Raw genomic sequence first — 26,860 nt, 5'->3', positions numbered from 1 at the left:
TTGCATACCGGACGTTACCCGGACCAAACAGAAATTCGACAGTAACCTGATAAAAGGTGAAGTGTTATGACCGCGACCAATACAAACACATACCGGGAAGAGGCGGCAGGCTCGCGCTTTGAGCATTCGGTGCCGGTAATGATTGCCTTCGCGCCAAACTGGAAGGCCCGTTTGATCCTGGCGCGGTTGGCCGGAGCGTTTCTGATCTTTTCGGCGTTTTCGATGTGGCTGATGCCGGGTTCGATCGTTGGCGCAGATGTCTGGCCGATCAAGATGGTGGCGTCCATGCTGTTTCTGATCGTCGGTGTCAGTTTGCTGACAATTGAAGTTCTTGATCAGCGCCCGGATGCCTATTTCGACCCGATCCGCCGCGAAGTCCGTGTTCTGCAAAAGAACGAAGACGGACGCCCTCAGACGGTGCTGCGCCGCAGCTATGAATCGCTGGGTGGTGCACGTTTTGAAGAAAACGAAGTCCACTTGTTTGATGTAGATGGGAGCCTTTTGATGAAGCTGCCCCTTGAATCGGCGGATGTCAGCCGAGCGTTGAAAGGGCAACTGAGCAAGAGCGTAACAATTTTCGGCTGAACTTTATTCTGTTCAAAAAGGAACAGATGTTGTGACTCGAAAAAGGTTGTGTGCCGCCGACAGGCGGCACATTTTGTTTGTGAGCAACCCTGCCGGGTTGCGTTCACAAAAACGCGGAGATTGTTATGAAATCCACCCTTCTTGCTGCTGCACTGGCCGTATCGGCGACCACGGCATTCGCCAGCGCCGAGAAATACGTGCTGGACCCGAGCCACAGCCAGGTTGTCTTCAGCTATGACCACCTGGGCTTTTCAACCACAACCGGCATGTTCTCGGGCTTTGAGGGCGAGATCATGTTTGATCAGGAAAATCCCGCCGCCTCCAGCGTGAGCGTGTCGATGCCGGTATTGGAGATGTTCACCGGCTGGAAGCCGCGCGAAGATCACTTCATGACCGAGGATTTCTTTGGTGCGACCGAGGGCGATCTGATCACCTTTACCTCGACGGGTATCGAAGTGACCGGTGAAAACACTGCCAAGATCACCGGCGACCTCACCATGAACGGCGTGACCAAATCCGTTGTTCTGGATGCCAAACTGAACAAGGTTGATACCCATCCAATGGCGAACAAGCCATGGGCCGGTTTCGACGCCACCACGACCCTTGTCCGCAGTGAATTTGATCTGGGCCAGTTCGCACCGTTTGTCAGCGACGAAGTGCAGGTGCAGATCTCGGTCGAAGCGCAAAAAGCCGAATAAGCGCGAGGCAACGAACACGAAAACCGCCGGTGATCCTGTCGCCGGCGGTATTTTTTGGCATCACTGACTGCGGGACGCGGCGAGTTCCACAGCGACGGTGACGGTGAAGCCGAGCGAATCTTCGGTGGGCTGCGATGCGCCGATGCCGAAATCCAACCTGTTCAGATCAACCGAGCCTGTCATGGTCGCGGTGTCGTCCTGAAGCTCCAGTGAAAACGGTAGTACGATATCGATCGTCTTGTCGCGGATTGTCAGTGGTCCGCGTGCCTCATATCCGCTTTCGGTTTTGAAAAGGTCAGCCGCGAACTGGGCCGTCGGAAACTGGGCGTTGTTGAAGAAATCCGCACCCATGGCCTGTTCGGTTACGGTTCCGAGGCTGAGAGAACCTATTGCGATCGTGACCTCGACGGACCCGGCCGGACCAGGCTCGGCCGGGTCGTCAAAAGCAATTGCGGCTGTCCAGTCGGAAAACGAGCCGGTGACCGGGCTGCCCAATTGGGAAATCGTGATGGAAAGGGTGCCGTTCTGAACCTGCCAGTCTGATTGCACCTCGGCCAGTTGGACGTCGGCGTCATCATCGTCGGCCTCACGCGCAAATTCGCCAGAGACCCAGCCGCCGGTGAGGACAAGCGCCCAAACGGCCACTGCGGCGACGGCGGGCACAAGGGAATGATGCTGGTGCGGAGGCTCCGGTGCATCTGACCCACCCGGCAACATCCTGCGCAACGTGCTGTCTTTGTCTATGATGTGATGCTTCAACGCTCCGGCAACATGCAGGACCAGCGCGCCGACGAGCGTCCACATGAACAGCCAATGCAGAACGCCTGTCACCTCGGCCACAATGGTTGATTTCGGTACAAAAGGCAGGTTTTGGCCGAAGGGCCAGAGGATTGGAGCAAACCCTTCGGTTGCGGCGTGGTGCACCCAACCGGTCAGTGGCACAAGCACCAGTGACCCATAAAGAAGCCAGTGGACAGTTTCGGCGGCAAAAGCCTCGGGCTTGTTGTCGGCATTCAGCAGGCCGGGCTTGGTTTGCGTGAAGGCCCACATTATCCGAGCCAAAGCAACGAAGAACACGGTGACGCCTACGGTTTTGTGCAATGAGAACATGCGCGCCGCGCGTGCGATTTCGGCCTCGCTTGGGGCTGTGGAGGCATGCAATACGGCGTGGGCCAGGTTGTCCGCGATCCAGCCGAGCGGCAGGGCCGTAAAGATCAGCAACGCGGTGAGCCAGTGAAACGTCTTTGCGACACTTCCGTAACTTGAGAAGGAATTGGTCGAGGCCATGGGTGCAACGCTCCGAGATTCTGTGCTGCGCCCAAGTTAAGGTTATCGGAAGTCGGCACAAGTAAGCGCTTGTGCACAGCCAAGGTGCCAGAATGCAGAACACAGGCAATGCTTGTGCCAGACGATCAGTCAGTTTACACCCCGCCGCAACCTGACATCATCCATGAGGTTGCAATGACACTCGCGTTCGTTTTTCCGGGGCAGGGCGCCCAGACCATCGGTATGGGCAAAGCACTGGCCGATGCCTATCCGGCGGCGCAGGCCGTCTTCGATGAGGTGGACGAGGCATTGGGAGAGAAGCTGAGCAGCGTGATCTGGGAAGGCGACATCGCCGAGTTGACGCTGACTCAGAATGCCCAGCCGGCTCTTATGGCGACATCCATGGCGGCAATGCGTGCGCTGGAAGCCGAAGGCGTTTCGGTTGGTCAGGCGGCTTTCGTGGCGGGTCATTCCTTAGGTGAATACTCGGCCCTTGCGGCTGCGGGGGCTTTGTCGGTTGCGGACACCGCGCGCTTGCTGCGCACCCGCGGTCTTGCGATGCAAAGTGCCGTACCGGTGGGCGAGGGCGCAATGGCGGCCATTCTTGGATTGAACCTGGAGGCGGTGCGCGCCGTTGCAGAGGAAGCCGCGCAGGGACAGGTCTGTCAGGCTGCCAATGACAATGATCCAACCCAGGTCGTTGTGTCCGGTTCCAAGGCCGCTGTCGAGCGTGCCGCCGAGATTGCCAAAGAAAAAGGCGCAAAACGTGCTGTTATGTTGCCTGTAAGTGCTCCATTTCACTGTGCGCTGATGCAGCCTGCGGCAGATGTCATGGCGGAAGCGCTTGCTGCCGTCGAGATAAACGCGCCTTCCGTGCCTTTGGTGGCCAATGTGCGCGCCGAAGCCGTCAGTGATCCGGATCTGATACGTCAGTTGCTGGTGGAACAGGTGACGGGGTCGGTTCGCTGGCGTGAAAGCGTTCAGTTCATGGCCGCGCAGGGCGTGACTGAAACGTGGGAAATCGGTGCTGGCAAAGCCTTGTCCGGCATGATCCGCAAGATCGATCGTGCCATTGCAGGCAAGGCTGTGGGCACACCGGAAGATGTTCAAAAGGCCATTCAGGCCGAATCGTAAGCTCAAAAAGCGTCGTGGCCGACGCACCAAGAGGAAAACCGAATGTTTGATTTGACAGGTAAAAATGCGCTGATCACCGGTGCTTCGGGCGGTATCGGAGGCGACATTGCACGTGCGTTGCACGGTGCTGGCGCAGCGGTCGGATTGTCCGGTACACGAGTCGAGCCATTGCAGGCTCTGGCAGACGAACTGGGCGAACGCGCGCATGTGTTGCCTTGCAATCTGAGCGATCCGGAAGCCGTGGAAGCGTTGCCAAAGCAAGCGGTCGAGGCGATGGGATCGGTGGATATCCTGGTGAACAATGCGGGTATCACGCGCGACAACCTGTTCATGCGCATGTCCGATGAGGAATGGCAGAGCGTTATTGACGTGAACATGACCTCGACGATGAAACTGTGCAAAGGTGTGATCCGCGGCATGATGAAGTCACGGTGGGGCCGGATCGTGAATGTCTCGTCCGTGGTGGCCGTAATCGGTAATCCGGGGCAGGCCAACTATGCTGCGTCAAAAGCCGGGATGATAGGGTTTTCCAAGGCTTTGGCTCACGAAGTGGCAACGCGCGGAATTACCGTGAATGCCGTGGCACCGGGTTTTATCACGACTGCAATGACCGAGAAGCTGACCGAGGAGCAGAAAAAGGGTCTGTTGCTCAAGGTTCCGGCGGGCCGCATGGGTGAACCCGAAGAAATTGCAGCGGCTGTTCTGTATCTTGCCAGCCCCGAAGCGGGTTATGTTACCGGAAGCACCTTGCATGTGAACGGTGGTATGGCCATGTTGTGATCGCCACAGGGGCAGCGCGAAAGCGTTTGCCTCTTGCGTCGACTATGCTATAGGCGGCGCATCTATGCGGGGCCGGTTGTTCAGGTCGGCCTTCGACTTCCCGGTTCGCCGGGACCCAAACCGCCCGAAACGGGCAAATCAAAGCCAACCCGTGCGGGCAAGGGCAGAATCGGGCAGACCGCCCTGTAAAGGAATGAGGAATAGACATGAGCGACGTCGCAGATCGCGTTAAGAAGATCGTTGTTGAGCACCTGGGTGTTGAAGAAGATAAAGTCGCGGAAAACGCGTCCTTCATCGATGATCTGGGCGCAGACAGCCTGGACACCGTTGAACTGGTCATGGCCTTCGAAGAAGAGTTCGGCATCGAAATCCCCGATGACGCAGCCGAGACCATCCAGACCTTCGGCGACGCGGTCAAATTCATCAGTGAAGCGTCCTAAGCGTTTCCTTCTGATCAAAAGCGGCGCTTCCGAGCAACGGAGGCGCCGTTTTTTTATGCCCGCTCAAAATTCACGCTTGCGCGTGCATTTTCGGATGCGCACTGTTTCCATTGAGGCAAAATTCAAAGTGGACAGGGCATGATAAGATCCACTCCCATGATAAATACCGCGCGTTTGACGCTGTGTGCCATGCGCCCGGAGGACTTTGACCGGTTCGCCGAGATCTGGAGAGATCCGTGCGTCGTTCAGCATATTGGCGGCTCACCCCGATCGCGCGGAGAGGCATGGGATTCCTTTTTGCGCAATGCCGGGCATTGGCACATGGCCGGGTTTGGACAATGGGGTGTGCTGCAACAATCGAATCGAAAGCTGATCGGACAGGCCGGTTTCTTTTACGGAAACCGTCAGATGGGCGATGATTTCGACGGCTTTCCCGAAGCGGGCTGGGTTCTGGCGCCCGAAGCGCAGGGGCAGGGCCTGGGGTATGAGGCGGCCAAGGCAGCGCATGACTGGTTTGACCGGGTGATTCCCGGGCCTTTGGTTGCGATGGTGAATGCGTCCAACGCCTCGTCGCAGAAACTTGCCAAAAAGCTGGGCTATGTATTGATGCGGGAAGGGGTGTATAATGAAACCCCGGTGCATTTGCTTCGGCGCAACGGGCCACCTGCGCTCGCGTAAATCCGCCACTTCGACACTATGCCGCAAAATGGCCAAACTGTGCCGATCCCGGTGATATTGGGAGCGCGTTCAAGGTGTATGCTTCCGGGGATTTTCAGAGCGATTGAGCGGAGGACCGAGCTCATGAGGATATACCCCACTATGGAATTGCAGAACGGCCGGTGTGTCACGTTGGACAAAGGTCGTTTGGACAACGCTATGATTTGGCATGTAAACCCGGTTGAAACGGCGCGAAGCTGGGCGGAAGCGGGTGCCGAATGGATGCATCTGACCGATTTCGACGCGATCGAAGGCAAGGATACCAACGTCGAATTGATTGAAGAGATTATCCGCGCTGCCGAAATCCCGGTTCAGTTGGCGGGGGGTATGCGGACCCGCGAACAGGTCGAACGCTGGATCGACAAGGGCGTCGGTCGCGTCGTGATCGGGACGCTGGCAGCGCGCGAGCCGAAACTGGTCAAGGAATTGGCCACGCTCTACCCGGATCAAATCGTGCTGTCGGTCGATGTCTGGCAAGGTTATGTAATGACGGATGGCTGGCGCAGCCAAAGCGTATTCACGCCCGAAGCGTTTATCGATGCATTCGAAGGAGCGCCATTTGCTGCTATCGTGGTGACGGATATCGACAGCGATATGGAGGACGTCGAGGCTCAGCTTGGCCTGATCTCGGGACTTGCCAGCCATTCGCGCACCCCGGTGATAGCAAGCGGGGTTGTACGTACCGCGGATGACATCTCGCGGCTGGCCTATATTCCCAATATCTCGGGTGCAATCGTGGGGCGTGCACTGTTTCGCAAGACACTTGATCTGACGGATGCACTGGAAATGGCAAAATCGGCGCATGAGCCGGTGGCACAGTTCCAATAAATACGCTTCGCCCTTTCAACCGGATCCGTGAAAGGGCGGGCACCGATTTCCGTAACCCACAGCGGTACTGCTTCGGTTGCCCGGCGGCGGGAAGCCCGCCTGAAATCGCCGTTGCTCTTGCCCCCGCACCCCGGGCCGGGGTAAGAGCGGTTCTCATAACAGGAAGCAGGCAAGAGGCACTTCATGCGCAGAGTCGTTGTAACCGGTCTTGGATTGGTCACTCCTTTGGCCAGCGGGGTCGAGGAAACCTGGTCGCGGCTGCTGGACGGAGAGTCCGGCGCTGGTCCCATCACGCATTTTGATGCGGAAGGCAGTGGTGTCGCCACGACCTACGCCTGTGAGGTGCCCCGCGGGGATGGAACCAATGGGACCTTCAATCCCGATGACTGGATGCCGCCGAAAGAGCAACGCAAGATCGAGGACTTTATCCTGTATTCCATCGCAGCCGCGGAAATGGCCTGCAAGGATGCGAACTGGTTGCCGGAAGATGAAGAGGACCGCCTGCGAACAGGTGTTCTGATCGGTTCGGGCATCGGGGGGTTGGGTTCGATCGCGAATACCGCCAATCTGATCCGCGACAAGGGCCCGCGCCGGGTTTCACCGTTCTTTATTCCGGGCGCTCTGATCAACCTGGCATCAGGTCAGGTGTCGATCCGGCACGGCTTCAAAGGGCCGAACCATTCGGTCGTGACGGCGTGTTCCACCGGTGCCCATGCAATCGGTGACGCCAGCCGTATCATTCGGGCAGGTGACGCAGACGTCATGGTTGCAGGTGGCGGCGAAGGTTGCATCTGCGAAATCGGCATCGCCGGGTTCAACGCATGCAAGGCGTTGTCGACCAAATATGCAGACAACCCAAAGGCGGCTAGCCGACCCTATGACGTTGACCGCGACGGATTCGTCATGGGCGAAGGTGCGGGCATCGTCATCCTGGAAGAGTATGAACACGCGAAGGCCCGCGGTGCGAAGATCTACGCCGAGGTGCTGGGCTATGGCATGTCGGGCGACGCATATCACATCACGGCACCGTCCGAGGATGGTGACGGGGCAGAACGTTCGATGAAAGCCGCGTTGCGCAGCGCGGGGCTGGAGCCGAAGGACCTGGATTACATCAACGCCCATGGCACCTCGACCATGGCGGATACGATCGAACTGGGTGCGGTCGAACGTCTGCTGGGAGACCACGCCGCGAACGCCACCATGACGTCGACCAAATCGGCAACCGGGCACCTTTTGGGTGCAGCGGGGGCGATCGAGGCAATCTTCTCGATTCTGGCGATCCGCGATCAGGTCGCACCTCCGACGATCAACCTGGACAACCCCGCGGTGGAGACACCGATTGATCTGGCCCCGAACGCCAAGCGTGAGCGCGAGATCAACGTGGCCCTGTCGAACTCGTTCGGGTTTGGCGGCACCAATGCCAGCGTGATCTTCGGAAAGGCCAACTAAATGTGGCGGGCCATTGCTTCGAACGCGCTGACCATTCTGGTGGTCGGCCTGTTCCTGATGGGTGGACTGATCCTTTGGGGGCAGACCCAGTACAAGGCCGAAGGCCCGCTTGAAACCGCGATCTGCCTTCAGGTCAGAAGCGGATCGAACATGACACGTGTCAGTCAGGAACTGGAAGATCAGGGCGCGATCCGCAGTGCCACGATCTTTCGGATGGCCGCCGATTACACGGATCGGGCACAGCAGTTGAAAGCCGGCAGCTTCCTGGTGCGGGAAGGCGCGTCGATGGAGCAAATCATCGACGAAATTACCAGCAGCGGTGCCAGCACCTGCGGATCCGAGATTGAGTATCGTATCGGTGTGACGCGTGCTCAGACCCGTGTGCGCGAGTTGAACCCTGCGACCCTGGATTTTGTCGAAATCGCGTCGTTTGATCCTTCGGAAGACGAGGTGCCTGAGACCTATACCGAGAAACGCAACGAGGCGGACACCCGTTACCGCGTGTCGCTGGCCGAAGGTGTGACCTCGTGGCAGGTGGTCCAGGCGTTGAAGGCGTTCGACGCTTTGACAGGTGAGGTGACCGAGATCCCGGCCGAAGGGATGCTGGCGCCCGACAGTTACGATGTTGTGGCGGGCCAGGACCGTAACGACATTTTGCAGGCGATGCAGGACAAGCAACAATTGCGGATCAATGCCGTTTGGGAAAGCCGTCAGGACGGGTTGCCGCTGCAAAATCCCGAAGAAATGCTGATCCTTGCGTCGATCATCGAAAAGGAAACCGGAGTTCCGGAAGAGCGCGGGCAAGTGGCCAGTGTTTTTGTGAACCGGCTGAAACAGGGGATGCGGTTGCAGACGGACCCGACCGTCATCTATGGCGTCACCAAAGGGCAAGGCACGTTGGGGCGCGGGCTGCGCCGCAGCGAGCTGAACCGACCAACCCCGTGGAACACCTATCAGATAGACGGTTTGCCGCCGACGCCGATTGCCAATCCGGGCTTGGCCAGCCTTGAAGCTGCTGTTGCGCCGGATGACACGGATTTCGTGTTCTTCGTTGCCGATGGCACGGGCGGCCATGCATTTGCCGAAACCTTGCAGGAGCATAATCGCAATGTCGCCAAATGGCGCGAGATTGAGGCAGAGCAGAATTCGGGGAATTGATCTGAACGAAAAATGGTTTCGTTCATCGTGTTGCGCCAACGCCGGTCATTGAACCGGCGTTGGCTTTTTTGTGTTCCGATCTTAGGCCGCCGGACGTTTGCCGCGTGGGCGACGCCGTTTGTTTGCTGCGGGTTTTGACCCCGCGTCGGCGGATTTGGGTTTGAACCCCCGGCGACGGTTGTTCGGGCGGCGCGCCGGTTTTTCAGGTTGCACAGCTTCGGGCATCGCGCCACTGGCAACTGGAATCTCGATCTTCATCAGCTTTTGAATCTGGCGCAGCAGATCAACTTCTTCCGCGGAACAGAAGGCGATGGCTTCGCCCTCGCGCCCTGCGCGGGCAGTGCGCCCGATACGGTGGACGTAGTTGTCAGGTACCTCGGGCAGGTCGAAGTTGATCACGTAGGCGACGCCCGGGATGTCGATGCCCCGGGCGGCAACGTCGGTGGCCACCAGAATGTTGATGTCACCCGCGCGGAACGCCTTGATCGCGCGATCACGCTGACCCTGGCTTTTGTTGCCGTGGATGGATGCGGCGTTGTAGCCATCGGCCACAAGCCCTTTCATCAGCCTTTCCGCGCCATGTTTGGTGCGGGTAAAGACCAGTGTCAGGGCATCCATGTCCTTCGACAGGATTTCACGCAGCTTGGCTGGTTTCCCGGGTTTGGAGACGAAGTGCAGAGATTGCGTAATCTTGTCTGCGGCTTTGCCCGGAGGCGAGACCTGCACCCGTTGCGGGTTGGTCAGGTAAGCGCGGCTGAGCTCTTCCATCTGCTTCGGCATAGTGGCCGAAAACAACATGGTTTGGCGTGGGGTGCCCAGTGCCGGAGCGATTTTTCGCAGCGCATGGATAAAGCCCAGGTCAAGCATCTGGTCTGCTTCGTCCAGCACCAGATGGCGCACCGCTCCGAGGTTTACCGCGCCCCGCTCCATCAGATCTATCAGGCGGCCCGGTGTGGCGACCAGAATATCAGTGCCACGGGAAAGGAACATTATCTGCTTGTTGATCGATTGGCCACCGACAACGGTGGCCACACGCAGCTTGGTGCCTTTCGTCAAGGTGCGGAGGCTGTCGGCGATTTGATTCACAAGTTCGCGGGTGGGCGCCAGGATCAGTGCTTTGGCGGTTTTCGGGTCGGGCTTGCCGGGTTGGGCCAGAAGGTGATCGATCAGAGGCAGGCCAAAAGCCAAGGTCTTTCCGGTGCCGGTTTGCGCCAGTCCCAGAATGTCGTGACCATTCAGAGCAAGTGGAATCGCCTGATTCTGGATTGGGGTGGGTTGAGTGAAATTGGCGCGTTTGAGTGCCTCGTTCAGTGCCGGGGCAAGGCCCAGCATATCAAAGTCGAACAAATAACTATCCTTTGCAGCCCGGAGCGTTGGCCCACGGACAGGTCATGAAGGGTCGCGCGTTGGCGACCGACAGGGGTTGTGCGAGACCTCGGGACGAGCAGGCGTATCCTGCGCCATCCGGCCGCCGCGTCAAGAACCCTGCGTGATGGGGAACTGGAATGATGAGTTGGCGCTGTGGGGCGGACGAGGTCCGCTTGAACTCACGCATCAGCGCTGTGATGTGGGGCACATGAGGGTTCCGCCATGAAATGTCAAGCGCTGGCAAGCCTTCTGGTGGTCTACTGAGTCGAATAAGGCACTGTTCGCGGCACCAGACTGCCATTGAATTACAGCGTAAAACCAACGGCCCTGTTGATCGCCATTCCAGTATTCACGGCCTGATAGGTTGGAAATGGCATCCTCTCGGCAGTGTGAATGTCGCGTCGGATCCAGTTTTGTGCTTCCAATTGGTGAAGGGATGAGGACAGCGCCCGATCTGTAATGATCGTAAGACCAGATTTGATGGCCGAGAAACGATGAGGGGTACCTGTCAACGCCAGAACTGGCACAGTCCAGGATTTTCTTAGCAGTCTGATTTCATCCTCAGAGCGGGCGGTAGTAATTATCTTGCTGGCGATCGTGGCAGCCTCGGTTCCGAATGGCGTAAGTCGAAATTCTGGACGCAGAGGGTGCCCATGTCCGGGGTTTCTTTCGATCATTCCAAGTTCAATAAGATGAGAAAGGCTGGCTGCAAAGGCCGTTCGGCTTGCGTCGGTCGCTGCCAAAAGCGGGGCTTGCCGGCCCGGAACTTTGGCGTGCAGCAGGGCAAGAATTTTCAGGGACCAAGCCCGCGATGTCAGCTTGACAAGTGTATTTATGTCCATAAAGTATAGTAAATATATTTTTCAAAAAGGAAAAGCCTTATGTCGCTCGTTTCATTGAAAAACACCATCACACTTGCGATGTCCGTTCGGGATCGACACGCCAGTGCGGAATGGTATGCCGCCAAGCTGGGATTTGAGCTTATCCACCACATTGATGAAGCGGGATGGAGCGAATTGCGAACCAATGTCGACCGAGTCACTTTGGGGCTGGGCGAACAGGCCGAAGCCTCTCCGGGGAATTGCGTGCCTGTTTTCGAAGTCGCGGATATCGCGGAGGCGCGCGGAAAGTTGGAACTTGCAGGAGTGGAATTTGACGGTGAAACGGACACGATTGAGGGGATGGTCAGCACGGCAACGTTCTATGATCCGGATAGGAATGCGCTGATGCTGGCGCAGGATTTGACAGGCCAGAGCTGAGAGTAAGAGGTAAAGGAAAACTCAACACAGCGACCGCTGCGTGTTGCGTCGACGTTGCGCAACTCATTGACTTTGCGCACTTAATACCGTATAGCTTGTGACATGCTAGAGGAAGTGGGCAACGGCCCCGGGGCGACCCGGTGGCCGTTTTTTGCTTCCCTCGTGCGGAGAAAACTCACGCATGAGGTCACAGGCAAACATGACTTTGATTACCCCGGAAGAGCGGATTTCCCAGACGGCTGAATTGTTGCAGTCGCTTGAGAGGTCCATTCGCGATCTGCGGCAAGCGGCGGAAGACCTGCGCAAACAGATCGGAGCCGGGGAGGATGCAGATCTTGCTGGTTCAGCCAAGCAACTCGGGCAGTTAGAGGGGCTGATCCGAAGTTGTCAGAAAGTGGAGACAAGCTTTGTCGAACAACATCACAGACAAGCCGGAATTGCCCAAGGAGGGTACGCGCTCGATCTTGACCGAGCTCGGTTTGAAGTCGGGTGCAGGCTGGCTCGCCTCCGCGCCTGTTGCGGCGCAGAACAGATTTCTGAGTGAGATCGGGGAGGGAGGGCTGTGTGCCCTCCCTTTCCTGTTCGAATTCTGGGCGCTGCCGCATCAGCTGCCACCCGAGGGCGACTGGCGGTCCTGGGTGATCATGGGCGGGCGCGGTGCGGGCAAGACGCGCGCCGGGGCCGAGTGGGTACGGTCGATGGTCGAGGGGTCTTTGCCATTGGATAAGGGCCAGGCCTGTCGGGTGGCTTTGGTTGGTGAGACCTTCGATCAGGTACGCGATGTGATGATTTTTGGCGATAGCGGGATTTTGCAATGCTCGCCGCCGGATCGTCGGCCGGTGTGGAAGGCATCCGAGCGCAAACTGATCTGGCCCAACGGGGCCGAGGCGCAGGCGTTTTCGGCGCATGATCCTGAGGGTCTGAGGGGGCCTCAGTTCGATGCGGCATGGGTGGATGAGTTGGCCAAGTGGAAGAAGGCCGGCGAGACCTGGGACATGCTGCAATTCGCGTTGCGGCTGGGTGAGCGGCCGCGGGTCTGCGTGACCACGACGCCGCGCAACGTGAAGGTGCTGAAGGATCTGCTGGCCTCGCCGTCCACGGTTCAGACCGATGCGCCGACCGAGGCGAACCGGGCCAATCTGGCGGACTCGTTCCTGCAAGAGGTGCGTGCGCGTTACGCGGGCACGCGGCTGGGGCGGCAGGAGCTGGACGGGGTGCTGCTGGCCGATGCCGAAGGGGCGTTGTGGACCGGATCCATGCTGGATGACGCACGCTGTTCGCAGGTGCCGGACCTGGACCGAGTCGTCGTGGCGCTGGACCCGGCGGTGACGGCGGGATCAAGCGCGGATGCCTGTGGGATCGTGGTGGTGGGCGCGCAATTGCAAGGTCCGCCCGAGGAGTGGCGTGCCTATGTGCTGGCTGATCGGACGGTGCAGGGCGTCGGCCCGGCGGGCTGGGCGCAGGCGGCGATTGACGCGATGGACGAATTCGGGGCCGAACGGCTGGTGGCTGAGGTCAACCAAGGCGGGCAGCTGGTGGAAGAGGTGGTGCGGCAGGTGGCCCCTCTGGTCCCTTTCCGGGCGGTGCGGGCCTCACGCGGCAAGGTGGCGCGGGCCGAGCCGGTGGCGGCGCTGTACGAACAGGGGCGGGTGTTCCATGTGGCCGGGCTGGAGGCGCTGGAGGAACAGATGTGCCAGATGACTGCGCGGGGATTTGAGGGGCAGGGCTCGCCCGACCGCGTCGATGCGCTGGTCTGGGCGCTGCATGAGTTGGTCGTGGGGCCCGCGGGTGCGTATCGGCGGCCGAGGGTGCGGAGGTTGTGAAGTTCATTCACTAACTTCTCAGCGCGCCGTACCAATGAAGCGAAGTCAACAGTTATGATCGTTCTATCCCGATAAGGCGCAATACTGGGCTTGATATTGGTGAAGCAGACTTAACAGCCGATGAGGCTGTTCAGCGTCTTGCAATTCGTTCATCCCGAACCAGTAAGATTTTTCGGGAGAAAACTCTATGGAAACGTAAAGGTCGCCTGTTCCATACGGAGTAGGACTATACGGTTCGATAAATCTAAACGCTTTCTCCCCGAACTGAATATGCTCCGCCAGGCTGACAACACCCCAATCCGAGCTGTTGGGATCATTGGGGTCGGGTAGGTCAGTTCTCGCGAGATCAAAAGTGATGCCGAGAGTTCGTATGCCTTGAGCTGTCGTTTCTTCAGCCACGGCAGTCAGATTGCAGCCGCGCACATCAATATAGTTTCGAAAACATATTTCAGGGAAGTATTCACGACTGCCAATCTTGTTTCCTCCCTCGATCCGTCGGGTCTCGGAAGATTTCTCTATTTCTTGAGCAAGCGATGATTGGGCGTCTTGCGCTAGTGAAATTTCAAGGGGAGTGAATACCAATAGGCTTGAAAATACTATGTTTCTCGTAGGTTTCCCGACTTTATGTTTCTTCTTCTATAAAGGAGCGCGAAGCGAGATAGAATGATCACAACCGAAATTTTAGAACCAGTCGTTAAGTTTTGATTGGGCTACGCGTTACCAAGTGTGGATTTAGCTGTTTCCAACCGTTGCCCACCCCCCGTACGCTCCATTCCCGAGGCTTAAACGTCTTTCCCTCATAACTCCTTTCAACAAGCCGGGCAGAGCGGCGGCAGAAAGGAGCACAGATGGTATTCGATTTCTTGCGTCGTGGATCGGCTGAAGCGGCGCCCGAGGCAAAAGCAAGCGCGGCTGGGCCGGTGGTGGCGTGGCAGACGGGCGGGCGCGTGGCCTGGAGCCCGAGGGACACGGTGTCGCTGACGCGGACGGGGTTTTCAGGGAACCCGGTGGGGTTTCGTTCCGTCAAGCTGATTGCCGAGGCGGCGGCGGCTTTGCCGTTGGTGTTGCAGGATCAGGCGCAGCGTTATGAGACCCATCCGATCCTGTCCCTGATGCGCCGTCCGAATGCGGCGCAGGGGCAAGCGGAGTTGATGGAGACCTTGTTCGGGCAGTTGCTGCTGTCGGGCAATGCCTTTGTCGAGGCGGTTCAGGCCGAGGAAGGCCTGCCGGTTGAGCTGCATGTGTTGCGCTCGGACCGGATGAGCGTGGTGCCGGGGGCGGATGGATGGCCCAAGGCGTATGATTATGCGGTTGGCGGCAAAAAACATCGGTTTGCGGCGGAAGCCATCTGCCATATCAAATCGTTCCACCCTCAGGATGACCACTACGGGTTCTCGCCGATGCAGGCGGCGGCGATGGCGATTGATGTACATAACAGTGCGTCGCGGTGGTCGAAGTCGCTGTTGGATAACGCGGCGCGGCCTTCGGGGGCGCTGGTTTGGAAGGGTGATGGCCATGGAGTGATGGCCGAAGATCAGTTCCGGCGTCTGTCAGACGAGATCGAGGCGAACTATCGCGGGGCGCGCAATGCAGGCCGTCCTATGGTTCTGGAAGGGGGGCTGGATTGGAAGCCGATGGGGTTCTCTCCGTCCGATATGGAGTTTCAAAAGACCAAGGAAGCCGCCGCCCGTGAGATCGCGCTGGCCTTTGGGGTCCCGCCGATGCTGCTGGGGATCCAGGGCGATGCGACCTATTCGAACTATCAGGAGGCCAACCGGGCGTTTTATCGCCTGACCGTGTTGCCCCTGGTGACGCGGGTGGCGGCGGCGGTGTCGGAGTGGCTGGTGGGCTTTACCGGTGAGGATTTGATGCTGAAGCCCGATCTGGATCAGGTGCCTGCGCTGTCCGCAGAACGGGATGCGCAATGGGCGCGGGTCAACGGGGCCGACTTCCTGACCAACGCCGAGAAGCGTGCCTTGCTGGGCCTGCCGGAGCGTGCGGATGGGTGAGGGGTATCCCTCGTTCGAGTGCGCGCCGGGTCTGCGTCTGGCCGCGCATGAGCGGGTGGCCGAGATCCAGCATGCACATCTGTGTCGGCGTCTGGATCAGATCGAAGAGATGATGGAGCGGCTGGAGCGCCGGCTGTGGCTGACGGTTTATGGCGTGGCGGCGGTGATTCTGGCACAGGCGTTTCAATCTCTCTTGGTGGTAGCGCCATGAGTTCAATGGGTTACGTGGAGAAGTTCATGGATTTGGAACATAAGTTCGCACGGTTCGGCGACGGTTTGTCGGTTACGGATGATGCGGTAATCGAGGGCTATGCCAGCCTGTTTGGGCAGGTCGATCAGGGCAGTGACGTGGTGCAGCGTGGCGCCTATCGCGGTTCGCTTGACAGGTTGGCCAGGGCGGGGCAGCGCGTCAAGATGCTGTGGCAGCATGATCCGGCGCAGCCCATCGGCGTGTGGGACGAAGTACGCGAGGACGACAAGGGCCTGTGGGTCAAGGGGCGTCTGCTGGAGAGCACGCAGAAGGGCCGCGAGGCGGCAGAATTGATCCGGGCAGGTGCGATGGATGGTCTGTCGATCGGCTACCGCACCAAACGGGCCGTGAAGAATGACAGGGGCCAGCGGGTCCTGACCGAACTGGAGCTGTGGGAGGTGTCATTGGTGACCTTCCCGATGCTGCCCAGTGCGCGGGTGGCGGCGAAGGGAAGGACACCTGACGCCGAGGAGGCCCTGCGCTGTATTGCCGACGTATTCAACGATGCCCGGCAGGAGCTGGCGCGGAACTAGCGCGCCTCAAAACCACTCAGAACAGGACATGCTGATGAGCAAGACCGAAACCCCGGCCTTGACCGGAGAGGGTGCGCCCCTGGTTCATGAGGTGAAGCAGGCGATGGCTGGCTTCGTGAATGAATTCAAGGGTCTGAAAGCCGAAGTTAACACCAAAGTGCAACAAACAGAAGAGCGACTGACCATGCTGGATCGTAAATCAACCATCGCGGCACGCCCGCATCTTGCCGCTTCGATCGAAGACGGAGCCCCGCATCAGAAGGCATTTGACGCCTATGTGCGGTCCGGCGAAGATGACGGGCTGCGTGGCCTCGAGATGGAGGCCAAGTCCCTGTCAACAGCGGTCAACAGCGATGGTGGCTATCTGGTTGATCCGCAGACTGCCGAGACGATCAAGTCGGTTTTGAACTCGACCGCCTCGATCCGTTCGATTGCATCGGTCGTGAATGTCGAGGCAAATTCGTTCGACGTGCTGATCGATCACACCGATGTAGGTGCGGGCTGGGCTGACGAAAACTCGGCCACAGCGGAAACCGGAACATCGTCGATCGATCGCATCTCGATCCCGCTGCACGAGCTGAGCGCGCTGCCCAAAGCGTCGCAGCGTCTGTTGGATGACAGCGCCTTCGACGTCGAGGGCTGGCTGGCCGGGCGCATTGCCGACAAGTTTGCACGCGCCGAGGCGGCCGCATTCATCAACGGCGATGGCGTCGACAAGCCCAAGGGGTTGATGATCCACCGAGCGGTTCCGAATGATGGCTGGTCCTGGGGCAGCCTTGGCTATGTCGCGACCGGTATTGATGCGGGTATTGATGCGGATGCGATTGTCGATGTGGTTTATGCGCTGGGCGCGCAGTACCGGGTCAACGGGACCTTCGTGATGAATTCGAAGACCGCAGGTGTGATCCGCAAGCTGAAGGACAGCGATGGCCGCTTCCTGTGGTCCGATGGTTTGGCCGCAGGTGAGCCGGCGCGTCTGATGGGGTATCCGGTTCTGATCGCCGAGGACATGCCGGATGTGGCAACCGACAGTTTCTCAATTGCCTTTGGTGACTTCCAGGCTGGTTACACCATTGCCGAGCGTCCTGATCTGCGCGTGCTGCGCGACCCGTTCAGTGCCAAGCCACATGTCCTGTTCTACGCGACCAAGCGCGTCGGCGGCGATGTCAGCGACTTTGCTGCGATCAAGCTGGTGAAATTCGGCACCGCCTAACGCGGGCTGAATCCGGGGGGCCTGGCCCCTCGGACGGCGGGCGCGGGCCGGAGTGAGATCCTCTGCGTTGTCTAGCTGCTCCCCTCCGTCCGAGCAACGTGGGGCGGCGCGTGCCCGCCATTTTCCAAGGATGGGGCCCTGGAGGGGTCCGAGATTGCGGAGTGAGTGGATGATGTTGATCGAAGAGACCGCCATCGCGGATGCGGCGCTGCCGGTGGATCAGTTCAAGGCGCATCTGAGGTTGGGCACGGGCTTTGCCGAAGATGATGTGCAGAATGAAGTGTTGAAGGGGTTCCTGCGGGCCGCCATCGCGGCGATCGAGGCGCGCACTGGCACGGTTCTGATCACACGGGATTTCTCGTGGAGTTTGAACAGGTGGCGCGACCCGTCGGGCGAAGTTCTGCCTGTGGCCCCGGTGGTTTCAGTGCAGGCCGTAACGCTGACTGACAAGCAAGGAGCCGAAAAAGTTGCGGACGCCGCGACCTATCGCCTGGAGCATGATAGTCAGCGGCCCCGGATCCGCCCATTGGGATCCAGCCTGCCTGCCATCGAAACGGGTGGTTCCATAAAGATTTCGTTTGTCGCGGGGATGGCGCAGGATTGGGGCGGGTTGCCTGCCGATCTTGGGCAAGCCGTGCTGCTGCTGGCGGCGCATTACTATGAATACCGGGATGAAACCTCATTGGGCGCTGGATGTATGCCCTTTGGTGTCACCAGCCTGATCCAGCGCTATCGCATGGTGCGTTTCGGGGCGGGGGTATCGCAATGAATACGCCGCATCTGAACCGTAAACTGGTGCTGGAGGCGCCAATGCGAAGTGCTGATGGGTCGGGGGGCTATACCGAAACATGGGCCGCGATGGGGACGCTATGGGCCGAGGTGACGGCGCGCAGTGGGGCCGAACGGCAGATCGCCGGAGCGTCCGTTTCGCGTGTCGGGTACCGCATCGTGGTACGCGGAGCGCCCATGGGATCTTCGGTGCGCCCCGCGCCAGATCAGCGGTTTCGCGAGGGAAATCGCTGTTTCGTAATCCGGGCCGTGGCCGAGCATGACCCGCGCGGCAAGTTCCTGACCTGTTTCGCAGATGAAGAGGTGGCGGCATGAGCTATGGCGTTTCCGCCGCTTTGCAGGCGGCCGTGTATCAACAGCTTTCAGCGGACGCAGCAGTCAGCAGCCAATCGGGGGGCGCGATCTATGATGCCGTACCCGCGGGAACCGTGCCGCAGACCTATGTGACGCTGGGCCCCGAAGAGGTGCGCGACGCGTCGGACCGAACAGGCGCGGGCGCGATACACCGCTTCACCGTTTCGGTGGTGTCCCAGGAGGCAGGGTTCGGTGCTGCCAAAACACTGGCGGGCGCGGTGTGTGACGCGCTGGAAAACGCGCCACTTAACCTGGTTCGCGGGCGTTTGGTGGGGCTGTGGTTCGAGCGGGCCTCGGCCCGGCGCACCGGGACCGGCGGCACCATCCGCCAGATCGACCTGAAGTTCCGCGCCCGCGTGGAAGATGACTAAGCAATCAACGGAGAGAGCACATGGCTGCCCAGAACGGAAAAGACCTGTTGGTCAAAATGGATATGAACGGTACCGGCCTGTTCCAGACCATCGCGGGGCTGCGGGCCACGCGCATAAGTTTCAATGCTGAAAGTGTGGATGTCACCAGTCTGGAAAGCCAGGGTGGATGGCGCGAGCTTTTGTCCGGGGCGGGGGTCAAATCGGCTTCTATCTCTGGCTCGGGCGTGTTCAAGGATGCTGGCACGGATGAACGCGCGCGGCAGTTGTTCTTTGATGGCGAAACTCCGGCCTTTCAGGTCATCATCCCTGATTTCGGGATTGTAGAAGGCCCGTTCCAGGTGACCAGCATCGAATATGCGGGCTCGCACAACGGTGAGGCGACCTATGAGATGAGCATGGCCAGTGCCGGTGCTCTGACCTTTACGGCGCTTTGATCCGATGGCCAATCCGTGGACAGGCGAGGTGGCGCTGACCATCGATGGCGAGCAGCGTGTGCTCAAACTGACGCTTGGTGCTTTGGCGGAGCTGGAGCAGGAGCTGAATGCTGGGTCGCTGGTTGAGCTGGTGCAACGGTTTGAGGGCGGTGCGTATTCCAGTGCAGATGTTCTGGCGCTGATCGTTGCCGGTTTGCGGGGCGGTGGCTGGAACATTGCCCGGGCCGACCTGATGCATGCCGAGATCGAAGGCGGCCCCATGGCTGCCGCCAGAACCGCAGCCGAATTGTTGGCGCGCGCCTTCATGGTGCCGGAGGGCGCATGAGCGGGTTCGACTGGCCTGCCCTGATGCGGGCCGGATTTCTGGGGCTGCGACTGACGCCGGATCAATTCTGGCGTCTGACCCCGGCAGAGCTGCGGCTGATGCTGGGGCAGGGTTCCGGAGCGCCCGCAATGAACCGGGCGGGGTTGGACGCTTTGCTGGCCGCCTATCCGGACAAGACACAAGGAGAGCGTGATGACAGATCGTGACGGGTTTGATGACCTGCAAGAACGAGGTGAAGCGCTGGGCGATTCCCTCGGCGATGCAGCGACTATGGCGGCGGCGTTTGACAGCCAGATGAAGCGCATCAGCGCCGCATTTGAAGAGACCGGCAAGGATGTCGCCACGCTGGAGCGCGGCATGTCCAGCGGATTGCGCAAGGCCTTCGATGGTGTCGTTCTGGATGGGATGAGCCTTTCCGGTGCGTTGGATATCCTGAGGAACTCGTTGATCCAAACGGCTTATGCGGCTGCGATCAAGCCGGTGACGGACCACTTTGGCGGCATGCTGGCCAACACGGTCGGCGGGTTGGTGAAGGGAATTCTGCCCTTTGCTGATGGCGGTAGCTTCAGCCAGGGCCGGGTGATGCCGTTCGCCAATGGCGGTGTGGTCAGCGGCCCGACCATGTTTCCCATGCGCGGCGGCACCGGGCTGATGGGAGAAGCCGGGCCAGAGGCGATCATGCCGCTTGCGCGCGGGGCCGATGGCAAACTGGGCGTGCGGACGCAGGGCGCCGGGCGTGCCGTGAATGTGGTGATGAACATTTCGACACCTGATGTGCAGGGGTTCCGCCGCTCTCAGGGGCAGATTGCGGCCCAGATGAGCCGCGCGCTGGGGCGCGGCAATCGCAACAGGTAAATCAGGGAGCAGCTGATGAATTTCCACGAGGTGAGATTTCCCGCCAGCCTGAGCTTTGGCTCGGTCGGGGGGCCGGAACGGCGCACGGACATCGTGACGCTGGCCAATGGTTTTGAAGAGCGCAACACGCCCTGGGCTCATTCGCGTCGTCGATATGACGCGGGGCTGGGGATGCGGTCGCTGGACGATATCGAGACACTGATTTCGTTCTTCGAAGCGCGGCAGGGTCAGATGTTCGGCTTTCGCTGGAAAGACTGGTCGGATTTCAAATCCGGCAAGGCCACGGCGGACATCAATTTCGGAGATCAGGTGATCGCGAAAGGCGACGGAACACGCACCGAGTTCCAGTTGATCAAGACCTACCAATCGGGCGGAGTAAGCTATGCGCGTCCCATCGTGAAACCGGTATTGGGGACGGTGCGTCTGGGGCTGGATCAGGATGAGGTCCGCGAGGGCGTGGATTTTGACGTTGATCTGATGACGGGCAGGGTCACGTTTGCGGACCCGCCGCCGGAAGAGGTCGATATCACCGCGGGTTTTGAGTTTGATGTGCCGGTGCGTTTTGACACCGACAAAATCCAGACCAGTGTTGCCAGTTTTCAGGCCGGCGACGTACCGAATGTTCCAGTGGTCGAGGTGCGCATCTGATGGCTGAAGATATTAAGGGCCTGCACGCGCATCTGCAAAGCGGGTTGACAACGGTCTGCCGCTGTTGGGCGATCAAACGCACGGACGGGCAGGAATACGGTTTCACCGACCACGACATGGAGCTGAGTTTTGACGGGTTGACCTTCAAGGCCAGTACCGGCCTGACGGCCGCCGCCATCGAGCAGGCCACGGGCCTATCCATCGACAACACGGAAGCGATGGGCGCCCTGTCTGACGCGGCCATTCGCGACGAGGATATCGAAGCGGGGCGTTTTGACGGGGCCGAAGTGCGCGCCTGGCTGGTCAATTGGGCAGATCTGGATCAGCGCGTCCTTCAGTTCCGTGGTTCTATCGGTGAATTGCGCCGCTCTGGCGGCGCGTTCCATGCGGAATTGCGTGGCCTGACCGACTTGCTGAACCGCCCTTTGGGGCGCGTTTACCAAAAGCCTTGCACGGCTGTGTTGGGGGATCGGGCCTGCCGGTTCAACACCGACACGCCGGGGTATTGGTTCGACGGTGTGATCTCGGGTTTCGATGGCGGCACCCTTTTGCATGTTGCAGGAGGCCAGACCATTGAAGAAGGCTGGTTCGAACGGGGACGCGTGGATGTTTTGTCCGGATCTGCCAAGGGGTTGTGGTCTTCGATCAAGAACGACAGGCAGACGGCAACCGGGCGCGAGATCACGCTTTGGTCCGGTTTCGGGGCAAGCCTGGCGATCGGCGACAGTGTGAAACTGCGGGCAGGATGCGACAAACGCATGGAAACCTGCCAGTTCAAGTTCAACAACTTTCTGAATTTTCAAGGATTTCCAGATCTTCCGGGCGAAGACTGGGTCATGGCTGTTCCCAAGAAAAGCAAAGCCAATAGCGGAGGCAGCTTACGATGACGATACGTAGAGAGGATATTGTGACAGAGGCGCGCAATTGGCTTGGAACGCCTTATATGCATCAGGCCTCGGTCAAAGGTGCCGGTGCGGATTGTCTGGGCCTGTTGCGCGGCGTTTGGCGCGCCGTGATCGGGCGGGAACCTGAATCTGTTCCGGCCTACAGCATGGACTGGTCCGAACCGCAGGGTGAGGAACGGATGTGGGTGGCTGCCAGGCGGCATCTGGTCGAAAAACCAATAGGCAAAATGGCATCGGGGGATGTTCTGCTGTTTCGGATGCGCGACGCAAGCGTCGCCAAGCATCTGGGCATCGTCAGTACCACGCACCCCGAGCCCCGCTTTATTCACGCGTATTCCGGCCACGGCGTGGTGGAAAACGCACTGAGCAGGCCTTGGTACCGCCGTATCGTTTCCTGTTTCGAATTCCCGATGGAGATGCATTGATGGCCACTATTCTTCTTTCTGCGGCCGGGGCCGCGCTGGGCGGTTCGATCGGGGGCACGGTTGCGGGCCTTTCAACCGCGATTATCGGTCGGGCCGTTGGTGCGACGGTCGGGCGGGTCCTTGATCAGAAGTTCTTCAACCAGTCCGTTATGGGCAGCGGCAGTGAAGTCGTCGAAACCGGCCGTATGGATCGGTTTCGGTTGACGGAAACCGGCGAAGGTGCGCCAGTGACCACCGTGTTTGGCCGTATGCGTGTGGGTGGTCAGGTTATTTGGGCTTCGGATTTTCTGGAGACCCAGACGACCACCACAGAGGGTGGCGGCGGCGGGGGCAAGGGGAAACCCAAGACCCCTGAGGTGACTACGGTCACGTACAGTTACTCGATTTCGCTGGCGATTGCGGTCGGCGCCGGTGAGATTGCCGATGTCGCGCGCATTTGGGCGGATGGAGAAGAGCAAGATCGATCCAGCCTCAACATGCGGGTTTATCATGGCACGTGGGATCAGTTGCCGGATCCTATGATCGAGGCGATTGAAGGCGCTGGAACGGTTCCAGCATATCGCGGAACCGCCTATGTCGTGATCGAGGACTTCCCGCTCGGCGCTTTTGGCAACCGGGTGCCGCAGTTTTCATTTGAAGTTGTGCGCCCCACGCAGCGGGACATGCCCGATTATGGTAGTGCATTGCCTCAGATCGTGCGCGGGGTCGCCATGATACCGGGGACCGGAGAATACGCTCTGGCCAGCTCTCAGGTGAATTATTCACAATCTGGTAAAAGCTGGTCTGCAAACGCACATTCCGCGTCCGGCACCTCGGATCTTGTCTCCTCGACCCGAGCGCTGGAAAGCGAGTTGCCCAATTGCGATGCCGCATCATTGGTGGTGTCGTGGTTCGGCGATGACCTGAGATGCGGACACTGCAAGATCCGGCCTAAGATCGAACAGCGTGAGATCGACAGCAGCGATATGCCCTGGATCGTATCTGATCAGGCCCGAAGCGACGCCGGGCTTGTGGTGCGACAGAACGGCCGCCCGGTCTATGGGGGGACTCCGGCCGATGCGGCCGTGGTCGAGGCGATCCGGCATCTGAACCAATCCGGCAAACGGGTGATGTTTTACCCGTTCATCCTGATGGAGCAATTGCCGGGGAACGGGCTGCCTGATCCCTGGTCGGGTGCATCAAGTCAGCCTCACCTGCCATGGCGTGGGCGGATCACCCTGGATGTGGCGCCGGGACGTCCGGGTTCCGTGGACCAGACGGCATCGGCCGATGCACAAGTCGCCGCGTTCTTCGGAACAGCACGTGCGCAAGATTTTGCGATCAACCAGGGTACGAACGGATCGGGCGGCAGCGGTGGTGGCTCGGGTGGTCTGGTCAGGCCCAGACCGGGTGGTCGGCCTGACGACAGAGGGGATACCGGTTTAACTTGGGTAACCGGGGGCGGTAACCTTGGCGGGCTGCTGGGGGACAGCGGTGTCCCGGCCAAAGAAATCATCACATATTCCGGCCCTCAGGAATGGAGCCTGCGGCGTTTCATTCTGCACTATGCCATGCTGTGCAAGGCTGCCGGCGGCGTTTCGTCGTTCTGCATCTCGTCCGAGATGCGTGGCCTGACCCAGATCAGGGGGGCTTCGGGCTTTCCGGCCGTTGCGCAGCTTCGCGCCTTGGCGGCCGAGGTGCGTCAGATTCTGGGGCCGAACACCAAAATCGGCTATGCAGCGGATTGGAGCGAGTATTTCGGATACCAGCCAAAGGGCACCAGCGACAGGTATTTTCACCTCGACCCTCTTTGGGCGGACGACAACATCGATTTCATCGGCATCGACAACTACATGCCGTTGTCCGATTGGCGTGACGGTGAACATCATCTGGACGCCGAGGCCGGCGCGCCTTCGATTTACGACCTTGGGTATCTTCGCAGCAATATCGAAGGCGGTGAAGGGTATAACTGGTACTACGCCTCTCCGGAAGAGGCGGAAGCGCAGATCAGGACTCCGATCGAAGATCAGGGGCATGACGAGCCGTGGATCTGGAGATACAAGGACCTGCGCAACTGGTGGTCAAATTCGCATCACGAACGGATCGGAGGTGAGCGTCAACCCAACCCGACCGATTGGGTGCCCGGATCGAAACCGATCTGGTTCACCGAGTTGGGGTGTGCGGCAATCGACAAGGGCACGAACCAGCCGAACAAATTCCTGGACCCGAAGTCATCGGAATCGTTGTTGCCCGCGTATTCGAACGGGCTGCGCGACGACTTCATTCAGGTTCAGTATCTGACGGCGATGCTTGGCTATTGGAGCGATCCGAAGGTCAATCCGATCTCGGACATCTACGGCGCGCCGATGCTGGACATGGCAAACGCTTATGTCTGGGCATGGGATACCCGTCCGTTTCCGACCTTTCCGAACCTGAAAAGCCAGTGGGACGATGGCGAGAACTATCCCAGAGGGCACTGGCTGAACGGTCGGTCCGGGTCTCGCACGTTGGCCTCCGTGGTGACCGAAATCTGCCACGGTGCAGGTGTCACAGATATAGACGTCTCTGGTCTGTACGGCGTGGTCCGAGGGTATGTCATCGAAGACGTGACGAACGCCCGTTCCGCCTTGCAGCCGCTGATGCTGCGCTATGGGTTTGATGCGATCGAAAGGGATGGAGTGTTGAAGTTCCAGATGCGCGACGGGTACGGCGCAGTTGCCTTGAACCCCGACCATCTGGCGATCAGCAGCGATCTTGAGGGTACGGTCGAACACCGGCGCGAGGCCGAGGCCGAAATGACCGGGCGCGTTCGTCTGCGCTTTGTTCAGTCAGACGCGGATCATGATGTCGTCGCGGAAGAGGCGGTTTTGCCCGATGATCGCACCCATTCCGTATCCGTGAATGAGATGCCTCTGTCCATGACCCGCGCCGAAGGGCGGCAAACGGCTGAACGCTGGTTGAGCGAAGCCAGAGTTTCCCGCGATACGGTTCGGTTTGCGCTTCCGCCGTCTCAAATGCATCTGGGGGCAGGGGATCTGGTTCGTTTGACAGACGCTGAAACCGGGCCGGTTTACCGGATTGACCGGTTGGAATCCGCTGACCTGCAACTGGTTGAAGCGGTCCGGATCGAACAGGGCGTGTACAAAGCGTCCGAATTGAATGACGACCCGGCAACGGTCAAACCCTATGCCGCGCCGGTCCCCGTGCTGCCGGTCTTTCTGGATCTGCCCTTGATCACGGGGGCCGAGGCCCCTCATGCGCCCTATCTGGCCGTTACCGGAGATCCATGGCCCGGGGCGGCAGCGGTCTATTCCTCGTCCAGCGACGATAGCTATCGCCTGAGCGACGTCATTGCCCAGCGGGCCGTGGTCGGCGTGACCGAAACACCGCTGAGGCGCGCCAGTGCCGGTGTCTGGGATGAGGGCCCTGCCTTGAAGGTCAAACTGCTTGCAGGTCAGTTGGAATCCCGACCGCGCAGCTCGGTGATGAATGGCGTCAATCTGGCTGCAATCGGTGACGGAACACCCGGTAACTGGGAGGTTTTTCAGTTCGCTGACGCGGCGCTCGAGGCCCCGGATGTATACGCGTTGTCCGGGCGGCTCAGGGGTCAACTGGGAACAGAAGCCTTGATGCCTGATGTCTGGCCGGATGGATCAGTATTCGTTCTGTTGAATGACAGGGTGCAACAGATCAGCCTGCTGCGAAACGAAAGGCGTCTTGCCAAACATTTTCGCATTGGGCCTGCGACCCGCGGCTATGATGATCCGTCCTATCAACATCTGATTGCCTCGTTTGCAGGCAACGGATTGCGCCCCTATGCGCCTGTGCACATGCGGGTTCGGTCTGGTGCCGCCGGGGATGAGCTTGCGTGGATCCGACGTGCCCGAACGGATGCGGATGACTGGTCGGGGCTGGAGATTCCCCTGGGCGAAGAAAACGAATCCTACCTGGTCCGTGTCATTGCGGGTGGAACCGTTCTGCGTGAAGAACTGACATCCGAACCAAGGTGGACCTATTCGACAGCCATGAAAGCGGCGGATGGTCAGTCCGGGGTCTATGAGGTCGAAGTGGCCCAGGTATCTGCTGTATTCGGACCGGGTGCTTGGTCGCGTCTTGCGGTTGGGCAAGCTGCCTGATGCGGCCGGTTCTGCATGGGGATGTCAGTGCTGCGGCGCGCGCCTTGCTGGCCGTGGCGCAGCCGGACAGGGGGGCTTTGTGTGTGCGGATGATCCACGAGGCGGAATTGGCCGACAGGCATTTGGAGC

31 protein-coding genes are annotated in these 26,860 nt (G+C 59.6%); 27 read left to right on the top strand and 4 right to left on the bottom strand.

Translation table 11 applies throughout. The features are described 5' to 3' along the window. Nucleotides 1-66 precede the first annotated feature (66 nt). Both GS614_RS03800 and GS614_RS03795 read left to right on the top strand, forming a co-directional pair. Nucleotides 67-585, top strand: a complete 519-nt coding sequence (locus GS614_RS03800; protein ID WP_171115365.1) for a hypothetical protein — start codon at nucleotides 67-69, stop codon at nucleotides 583-585. Between the two features lie 125 nt (nucleotides 586-710). Then, nucleotides 711-1,283 carry a YceI family protein gene (locus GS614_RS03795; RefSeq protein ID WP_152458333.1) on the top strand — a complete coding sequence of 191 codons (573 nt, stop codon included), beginning with the start codon at nucleotides 711-713 and terminating at the stop codon, nucleotides 1,281-1,283. A 60-nt stretch (nucleotides 1,284-1,343) separates the two neighbouring features. Here the strand turns inward: GS614_RS03795 and GS614_RS03790 are convergent, their stop codons facing one another. Further along, nucleotides 1,344-2,570, bottom strand: a complete 1,227-nt coding sequence (locus tag GS614_RS03790) for a cytochrome b/b6 domain-containing protein (RefSeq protein WP_171725540.1) — start codon at nucleotides 2,568-2,570, stop codon at nucleotides 1,344-1,346. Nucleotides 2,571-2,744: 174 nt separating this feature from the next. Between GS614_RS03790 and fabD the strand changes: the two genes are divergently transcribed. The 7 genes from fabD (at nucleotide 2,745) to mltG (ending at nucleotide 9,055) form a co-directional block, all read left to right on the top strand. Further along, on the top strand, nucleotides 2,745-3,683 hold the full coding sequence (fabD, locus tag GS614_RS03785) for an ACP S-malonyltransferase (protein ID WP_171725539.1): 939 nt from the start codon (nucleotides 2,745-2,747) through the stop codon (nucleotides 3,681-3,683). Nucleotides 3,684-3,725: 42 nt separating this feature from the next. After that, entirely contained in the window at nucleotides 3,726-4,463 is a 738-nt protein-coding gene (gene fabG / locus GS614_RS03780) for a 3-oxoacyl-[acyl-carrier-protein] reductase (RefSeq protein WP_171725538.1), read from the top strand. Between the two features lie 206 nt (nucleotides 4,464-4,669). Continuing rightward, on the top strand, nucleotides 4,670-4,903 hold the full coding sequence (locus GS614_RS03775) for an acyl carrier protein (protein ID WP_008756330.1): 234 nt from the start codon (nucleotides 4,670-4,672) through the stop codon (nucleotides 4,901-4,903). 138 nt (nucleotides 4,904-5,041) lie between these two features. Next, nucleotides 5,042-5,581, top strand: coding sequence for a GNAT family N-acetyltransferase (locus tag GS614_RS03770; RefSeq protein ID WP_171204962.1), 540 nt, complete (start codon nucleotides 5,042-5,044; stop codon nucleotides 5,579-5,581). A 123-nt stretch (nucleotides 5,582-5,704) separates the two neighbouring features. Beyond that, nucleotides 5,705-6,448: a HisA/HisF-related TIM barrel protein gene (locus GS614_RS03765; protein ID WP_152458328.1), complete on the top strand. Its 744-nt coding sequence runs from the start codon at nucleotides 5,705-5,707 to the stop codon at nucleotides 6,446-6,448. A 183-nt stretch (nucleotides 6,449-6,631) separates the two neighbouring features. After that, the gene (gene fabF / locus GS614_RS03760; protein ID WP_152458327.1) at nucleotides 6,632-7,897 is read left to right on the top strand and encodes a beta-ketoacyl-ACP synthase II; all 1,266 of its coding nucleotides are present in this window, start codon (nucleotides 6,632-6,634) and stop codon (nucleotides 7,895-7,897) included. Then, nucleotides 7,898-9,055, top strand: coding sequence for an endolytic transglycosylase MltG (mltG, locus tag GS614_RS03755; protein WP_171725537.1), 1,158 nt, complete (start codon nucleotides 7,898-7,900; stop codon nucleotides 9,053-9,055). 81 nt (nucleotides 9,056-9,136) lie between these two features. On the opposite strand, the gene GS614_RS03750 is transcribed toward mltG, so the two are convergent. After that, nucleotides 9,137-10,402: a DEAD/DEAH box helicase gene (locus GS614_RS03750; protein WP_171725536.1), complete on the bottom strand. Its 1,266-nt coding sequence runs from the start codon at nucleotides 10,400-10,402 to the stop codon at nucleotides 9,137-9,139. Between the two features lie 326 nt (nucleotides 10,403-10,728). Further along, nucleotides 10,729-11,100, bottom strand: coding sequence for a winged helix-turn-helix transcriptional regulator (locus GS614_RS03745; RefSeq protein ID WP_318245759.1), 372 nt, complete (start codon nucleotides 11,098-11,100; stop codon nucleotides 10,729-10,731). 204 nt (nucleotides 11,101-11,304) lie between these two features. Between GS614_RS03745 and GS614_RS03740 the strand changes: the two genes are divergently transcribed. The 3 genes from GS614_RS03740 to GS614_RS03730 all read left to right on the top strand — a co-directional run bounded on the left by GS614_RS03740 (nucleotide 11,305) and on the right by GS614_RS03730 (nucleotide 13,505). Next, nucleotides 11,305-11,682 carry a VOC family protein gene (locus GS614_RS03740; protein ID WP_171204959.1) on the top strand — a complete coding sequence of 126 codons (378 nt, stop codon included), beginning with the start codon at nucleotides 11,305-11,307 and terminating at the stop codon, nucleotides 11,680-11,682. 199 nt (nucleotides 11,683-11,881) lie between these two features. Beyond that, nucleotides 11,882-12,226, top strand: a complete 345-nt coding sequence (locus GS614_RS03735) for a hypothetical protein (protein WP_171725535.1) — start codon at nucleotides 11,882-11,884, stop codon at nucleotides 12,224-12,226. Then, on the top strand, nucleotides 12,162-13,505 hold the full coding sequence (locus GS614_RS03730; RefSeq protein ID WP_171725928.1) for a DNA-packaging protein: 1,344 nt from the start codon (nucleotides 12,162-12,164) through the stop codon (nucleotides 13,503-13,505). Before GS614_RS03735 ends, GS614_RS03730 begins: the two co-directional genes overlap by 65 nt. A 63-nt stretch (nucleotides 13,506-13,568) precedes the next feature. Here GS614_RS03730 and GS614_RS03725 read toward each other — a convergent pair whose 3' ends face one another. Continuing rightward, nucleotides 13,569-14,087 carry a hypothetical protein gene (locus GS614_RS03725; protein WP_171725534.1) on the bottom strand — a complete coding sequence of 173 codons (519 nt, stop codon included), beginning with the start codon at nucleotides 14,085-14,087 and terminating at the stop codon, nucleotides 13,569-13,571. 266 nt (nucleotides 14,088-14,353) lie between these two features. On the opposite strand from GS614_RS03725, the gene GS614_RS03720 reads away from it, so the two are divergent. From GS614_RS03720 to GS614_RS22050, 15 genes are all read left to right on the top strand, one after another. Next, complete coding sequence (locus GS614_RS03720) at nucleotides 14,354-15,514, top strand: phage portal protein (RefSeq protein WP_171725533.1); 1,161 nt, start codon at nucleotides 14,354-14,356, stop codon at nucleotides 15,512-15,514. Beyond that, nucleotides 15,507-15,725 carry a hypothetical protein gene (locus GS614_RS03715; protein ID WP_152458319.1) on the top strand — a complete coding sequence of 73 codons (219 nt, stop codon included), beginning with the start codon at nucleotides 15,507-15,509 and terminating at the stop codon, nucleotides 15,723-15,725. The genes GS614_RS03720 and GS614_RS03715 overlap by 8 nt, the downstream gene beginning before the upstream one ends. 26 nt (nucleotides 15,726-15,751) lie before the next feature. Beyond that, nucleotides 15,752-16,297, top strand: coding sequence for an HK97 family phage prohead protease (locus GS614_RS03710; protein ID WP_171115391.1), 546 nt, complete (start codon nucleotides 15,752-15,754; stop codon nucleotides 16,295-16,297). A gap of 34 nt (nucleotides 16,298-16,331) precedes the next feature. Then, complete coding sequence (locus tag GS614_RS03705; protein ID WP_171725532.1) at nucleotides 16,332-17,510, top strand: phage major capsid protein; 1,179 nt, start codon at nucleotides 16,332-16,334, stop codon at nucleotides 17,508-17,510. A 169-nt stretch (nucleotides 17,511-17,679) separates the two neighbouring features. Continuing rightward, on the top strand, nucleotides 17,680-18,279 hold the full coding sequence (locus tag GS614_RS03700; RefSeq protein WP_171725531.1) for a head-tail connector protein: 600 nt from the start codon (nucleotides 17,680-17,682) through the stop codon (nucleotides 18,277-18,279). Then, nucleotides 18,276-18,614, top strand: a complete 339-nt coding sequence (locus tag GS614_RS03695; protein ID WP_171115397.1) for a phage head closure protein — start codon at nucleotides 18,276-18,278, stop codon at nucleotides 18,612-18,614. Before GS614_RS03700 ends, GS614_RS03695 begins: the two co-directional genes overlap by 4 nt. After that, complete coding sequence (locus tag GS614_RS03690) at nucleotides 18,611-19,024, top strand: DUF3168 domain-containing protein (protein ID WP_152458314.1); 414 nt, start codon at nucleotides 18,611-18,613, stop codon at nucleotides 19,022-19,024. Before GS614_RS03695 ends, GS614_RS03690 begins: the two co-directional genes overlap by 4 nt. A 20-nt stretch (nucleotides 19,025-19,044) precedes the next feature. Further along, nucleotides 19,045-19,458: a phage major tail protein, TP901-1 family gene (locus tag GS614_RS03685; protein WP_170343937.1), complete on the top strand. Its 414-nt coding sequence runs from the start codon at nucleotides 19,045-19,047 to the stop codon at nucleotides 19,456-19,458. Nucleotides 19,459-19,462: 4 nt separating this feature from the next. Continuing rightward, entirely contained in the window at nucleotides 19,463-19,783 is a 321-nt protein-coding gene (locus tag GS614_RS03680; RefSeq protein ID WP_152458312.1) for a gene transfer agent family protein, read from the top strand. Beyond that, nucleotides 19,780-19,989, top strand: coding sequence for a rcc01693 family protein (locus GS614_RS03675; protein ID WP_152458311.1), 210 nt, complete (start codon nucleotides 19,780-19,782; stop codon nucleotides 19,987-19,989). The genes GS614_RS03680 and GS614_RS03675 overlap by 4 nt, the downstream gene beginning before the upstream one ends. Continuing rightward, nucleotides 19,976-20,638, top strand: coding sequence for a phage tail tape measure protein (locus GS614_RS03670; protein WP_171167644.1), 663 nt, complete (start codon nucleotides 19,976-19,978; stop codon nucleotides 20,636-20,638). Before GS614_RS03675 ends, GS614_RS03670 begins: the two co-directional genes overlap by 14 nt. A 15-nt stretch (nucleotides 20,639-20,653) precedes the next feature. After that, nucleotides 20,654-21,286 (top strand): DUF2460 domain-containing protein, encoded by a 633-nt coding sequence (locus tag GS614_RS03665; protein ID WP_171204953.1) that lies wholly within the window; start codon nucleotides 20,654-20,656, stop codon nucleotides 21,284-21,286. After that, on the top strand, nucleotides 21,286-22,173 hold the full coding sequence (locus tag GS614_RS03660; protein ID WP_171204952.1) for a DUF2163 domain-containing protein: 888 nt from the start codon (nucleotides 21,286-21,288) through the stop codon (nucleotides 22,171-22,173). Before GS614_RS03665 ends, GS614_RS03660 begins: the two co-directional genes overlap by 1 nt. After that, nucleotides 22,170-22,616 (top strand): NlpC/P60 family protein, encoded by a 447-nt coding sequence (locus tag GS614_RS03655; protein ID WP_171665372.1) that lies wholly within the window; start codon nucleotides 22,170-22,172, stop codon nucleotides 22,614-22,616. The genes GS614_RS03660 and GS614_RS03655 overlap by 4 nt, the downstream gene beginning before the upstream one ends. Then, nucleotides 22,616-26,731, top strand: coding sequence for a glycoside hydrolase/phage tail family protein (locus GS614_RS22050; RefSeq protein WP_253285279.1), 4,116 nt, complete (start codon nucleotides 22,616-22,618; stop codon nucleotides 26,729-26,731). Before GS614_RS03655 ends, GS614_RS22050 begins: the two co-directional genes overlap by 1 nt. Nucleotides 26,732-26,860: the final 129 nt, after the last annotated feature.

This window comes from Ruegeria sp. HKCCD6604, assembly GCF_013110635.1.
Classification (GTDB): Bacteria; Pseudomonadota; Alphaproteobacteria; order Rhodobacterales; family Rhodobacteraceae; genus Ruegeria.
Note: the sequence above shows the minus strand (reverse complement) of the source record. Positions and strands in the feature narration are given on the sequence as shown.

What these genes read in the sequence shown, in the direction of transcription:
- GS614_RS03740 (WP_171204959.1), top strand. Translation starts at nt 11,305, where the DNA reads ATGTCGCTCGTTTCATTGAAAAACACCATCACACTTGCGATGTCCGTT.
- GS614_RS03665 (WP_171204953.1), top strand. Translation starts at nt 20,654, where the DNA reads ATGAATTTCCACGAGGTGAGATTTCCCGCCAGCCTGAGCTTTGGCTCG.
- GS614_RS22050 (WP_253285279.1), top strand. Translation starts at nt 22,616, where the DNA reads ATGGCCACTATTCTTCTTTCTGCGGCCGGGGCCGCGCTGGGCGGTTCG.
- GS614_RS03800 (WP_171115365.1), top strand. Translation starts at nt 67, where the DNA reads ATGACCGCGACCAATACAAACACATACCGGGAAGAGGCGGCAGGCTCG.
- GS614_RS03675 (WP_152458311.1), top strand. Translation starts at nt 19,780, where the DNA reads ATGAGCGGGTTCGACTGGCCTGCCCTGATGCGGGCCGGATTTCTGGGG.
- fabG (WP_171725538.1), top strand. Translation starts at nt 3,726, where the DNA reads ATGTTTGATTTGACAGGTAAAAATGCGCTGATCACCGGTGCTTCGGGC.
- fabF (WP_152458327.1), top strand. Translation starts at nt 6,632, where the DNA reads ATGCGCAGAGTCGTTGTAACCGGTCTTGGATTGGTCACTCCTTTGGCC.
- GS614_RS03670 (WP_171167644.1), top strand. Translation starts at nt 19,976, where the DNA reads ATGACAGATCGTGACGGGTTTGATGACCTGCAAGAACGAGGTGAAGCG.
- GS614_RS03700 (WP_171725531.1), top strand. Translation starts at nt 17,680, where the DNA reads ATGATGTTGATCGAAGAGACCGCCATCGCGGATGCGGCGCTGCCGGTG.
- GS614_RS03715 (WP_152458319.1), top strand. Translation starts at nt 15,507, where the DNA reads ATGGGTGAGGGGTATCCCTCGTTCGAGTGCGCGCCGGGTCTGCGTCTG.
- mltG (WP_171725537.1), top strand. Translation starts at nt 7,898, where the DNA reads ATGTGGCGGGCCATTGCTTCGAACGCGCTGACCATTCTGGTGGTCGGC.
- fabD (WP_171725539.1), top strand. Translation starts at nt 2,745, where the DNA reads ATGACACTCGCGTTCGTTTTTCCGGGGCAGGGCGCCCAGACCATCGGT.
- GS614_RS03775 (WP_008756330.1), top strand. Translation starts at nt 4,670, where the DNA reads ATGAGCGACGTCGCAGATCGCGTTAAGAAGATCGTTGTTGAGCACCTG.
- GS614_RS03695 (WP_171115397.1), top strand. Translation starts at nt 18,276, where the DNA reads ATGAATACGCCGCATCTGAACCGTAAACTGGTGCTGGAGGCGCCAATG.
- GS614_RS03720 (WP_171725533.1), top strand. Translation starts at nt 14,354, where the DNA reads ATGGTATTCGATTTCTTGCGTCGTGGATCGGCTGAAGCGGCGCCCGAG.
- GS614_RS03790 (WP_171725540.1), bottom strand. Translation starts at nt 2,570, where the DNA reads ATGGCCTCGACCAATTCCTTCTCAAGTTACGGAAGTGTCGCAAAGACG.
- GS614_RS03705 (WP_171725532.1), top strand. Translation starts at nt 16,332, where the DNA reads ATGAGCAAGACCGAAACCCCGGCCTTGACCGGAGAGGGTGCGCCCCTG.
- GS614_RS03745 (WP_318245759.1), bottom strand. Translation starts at nt 11,100, where the DNA reads ATGATCGAAAGAAACCCCGGACATGGGCACCCTCTGCGTCCAGAATTT.
- GS614_RS03765 (WP_152458328.1), top strand. Translation starts at nt 5,705, where the DNA reads ATGAGGATATACCCCACTATGGAATTGCAGAACGGCCGGTGTGTCACG.
- GS614_RS03690 (WP_152458314.1), top strand. Translation starts at nt 18,611, where the DNA reads ATGAGCTATGGCGTTTCCGCCGCTTTGCAGGCGGCCGTGTATCAACAG.
- GS614_RS03685 (WP_170343937.1), top strand. Translation starts at nt 19,045, where the DNA reads ATGGCTGCCCAGAACGGAAAAGACCTGTTGGTCAAAATGGATATGAAC.
- GS614_RS03680 (WP_152458312.1), top strand. Translation starts at nt 19,463, where the DNA reads ATGGCCAATCCGTGGACAGGCGAGGTGGCGCTGACCATCGATGGCGAG.
- GS614_RS03710 (WP_171115391.1), top strand. Translation starts at nt 15,752, where the DNA reads ATGGATTTGGAACATAAGTTCGCACGGTTCGGCGACGGTTTGTCGGTT.
- GS614_RS03660 (WP_171204952.1), top strand. Translation starts at nt 21,286, where the DNA reads ATGGCTGAAGATATTAAGGGCCTGCACGCGCATCTGCAAAGCGGGTTG.
- GS614_RS03770 (WP_171204962.1), top strand. Translation starts at nt 5,042, where the DNA reads ATGATAAGATCCACTCCCATGATAAATACCGCGCGTTTGACGCTGTGT.
- GS614_RS03795 (WP_152458333.1), top strand. Translation starts at nt 711, where the DNA reads ATGAAATCCACCCTTCTTGCTGCTGCACTGGCCGTATCGGCGACCACG.
- GS614_RS03655 (WP_171665372.1), top strand. Translation starts at nt 22,170, where the DNA reads ATGACGATACGTAGAGAGGATATTGTGACAGAGGCGCGCAATTGGCTT.
- GS614_RS03735 (WP_171725535.1), top strand. Translation starts at nt 11,882, where the DNA reads ATGACTTTGATTACCCCGGAAGAGCGGATTTCCCAGACGGCTGAATTG.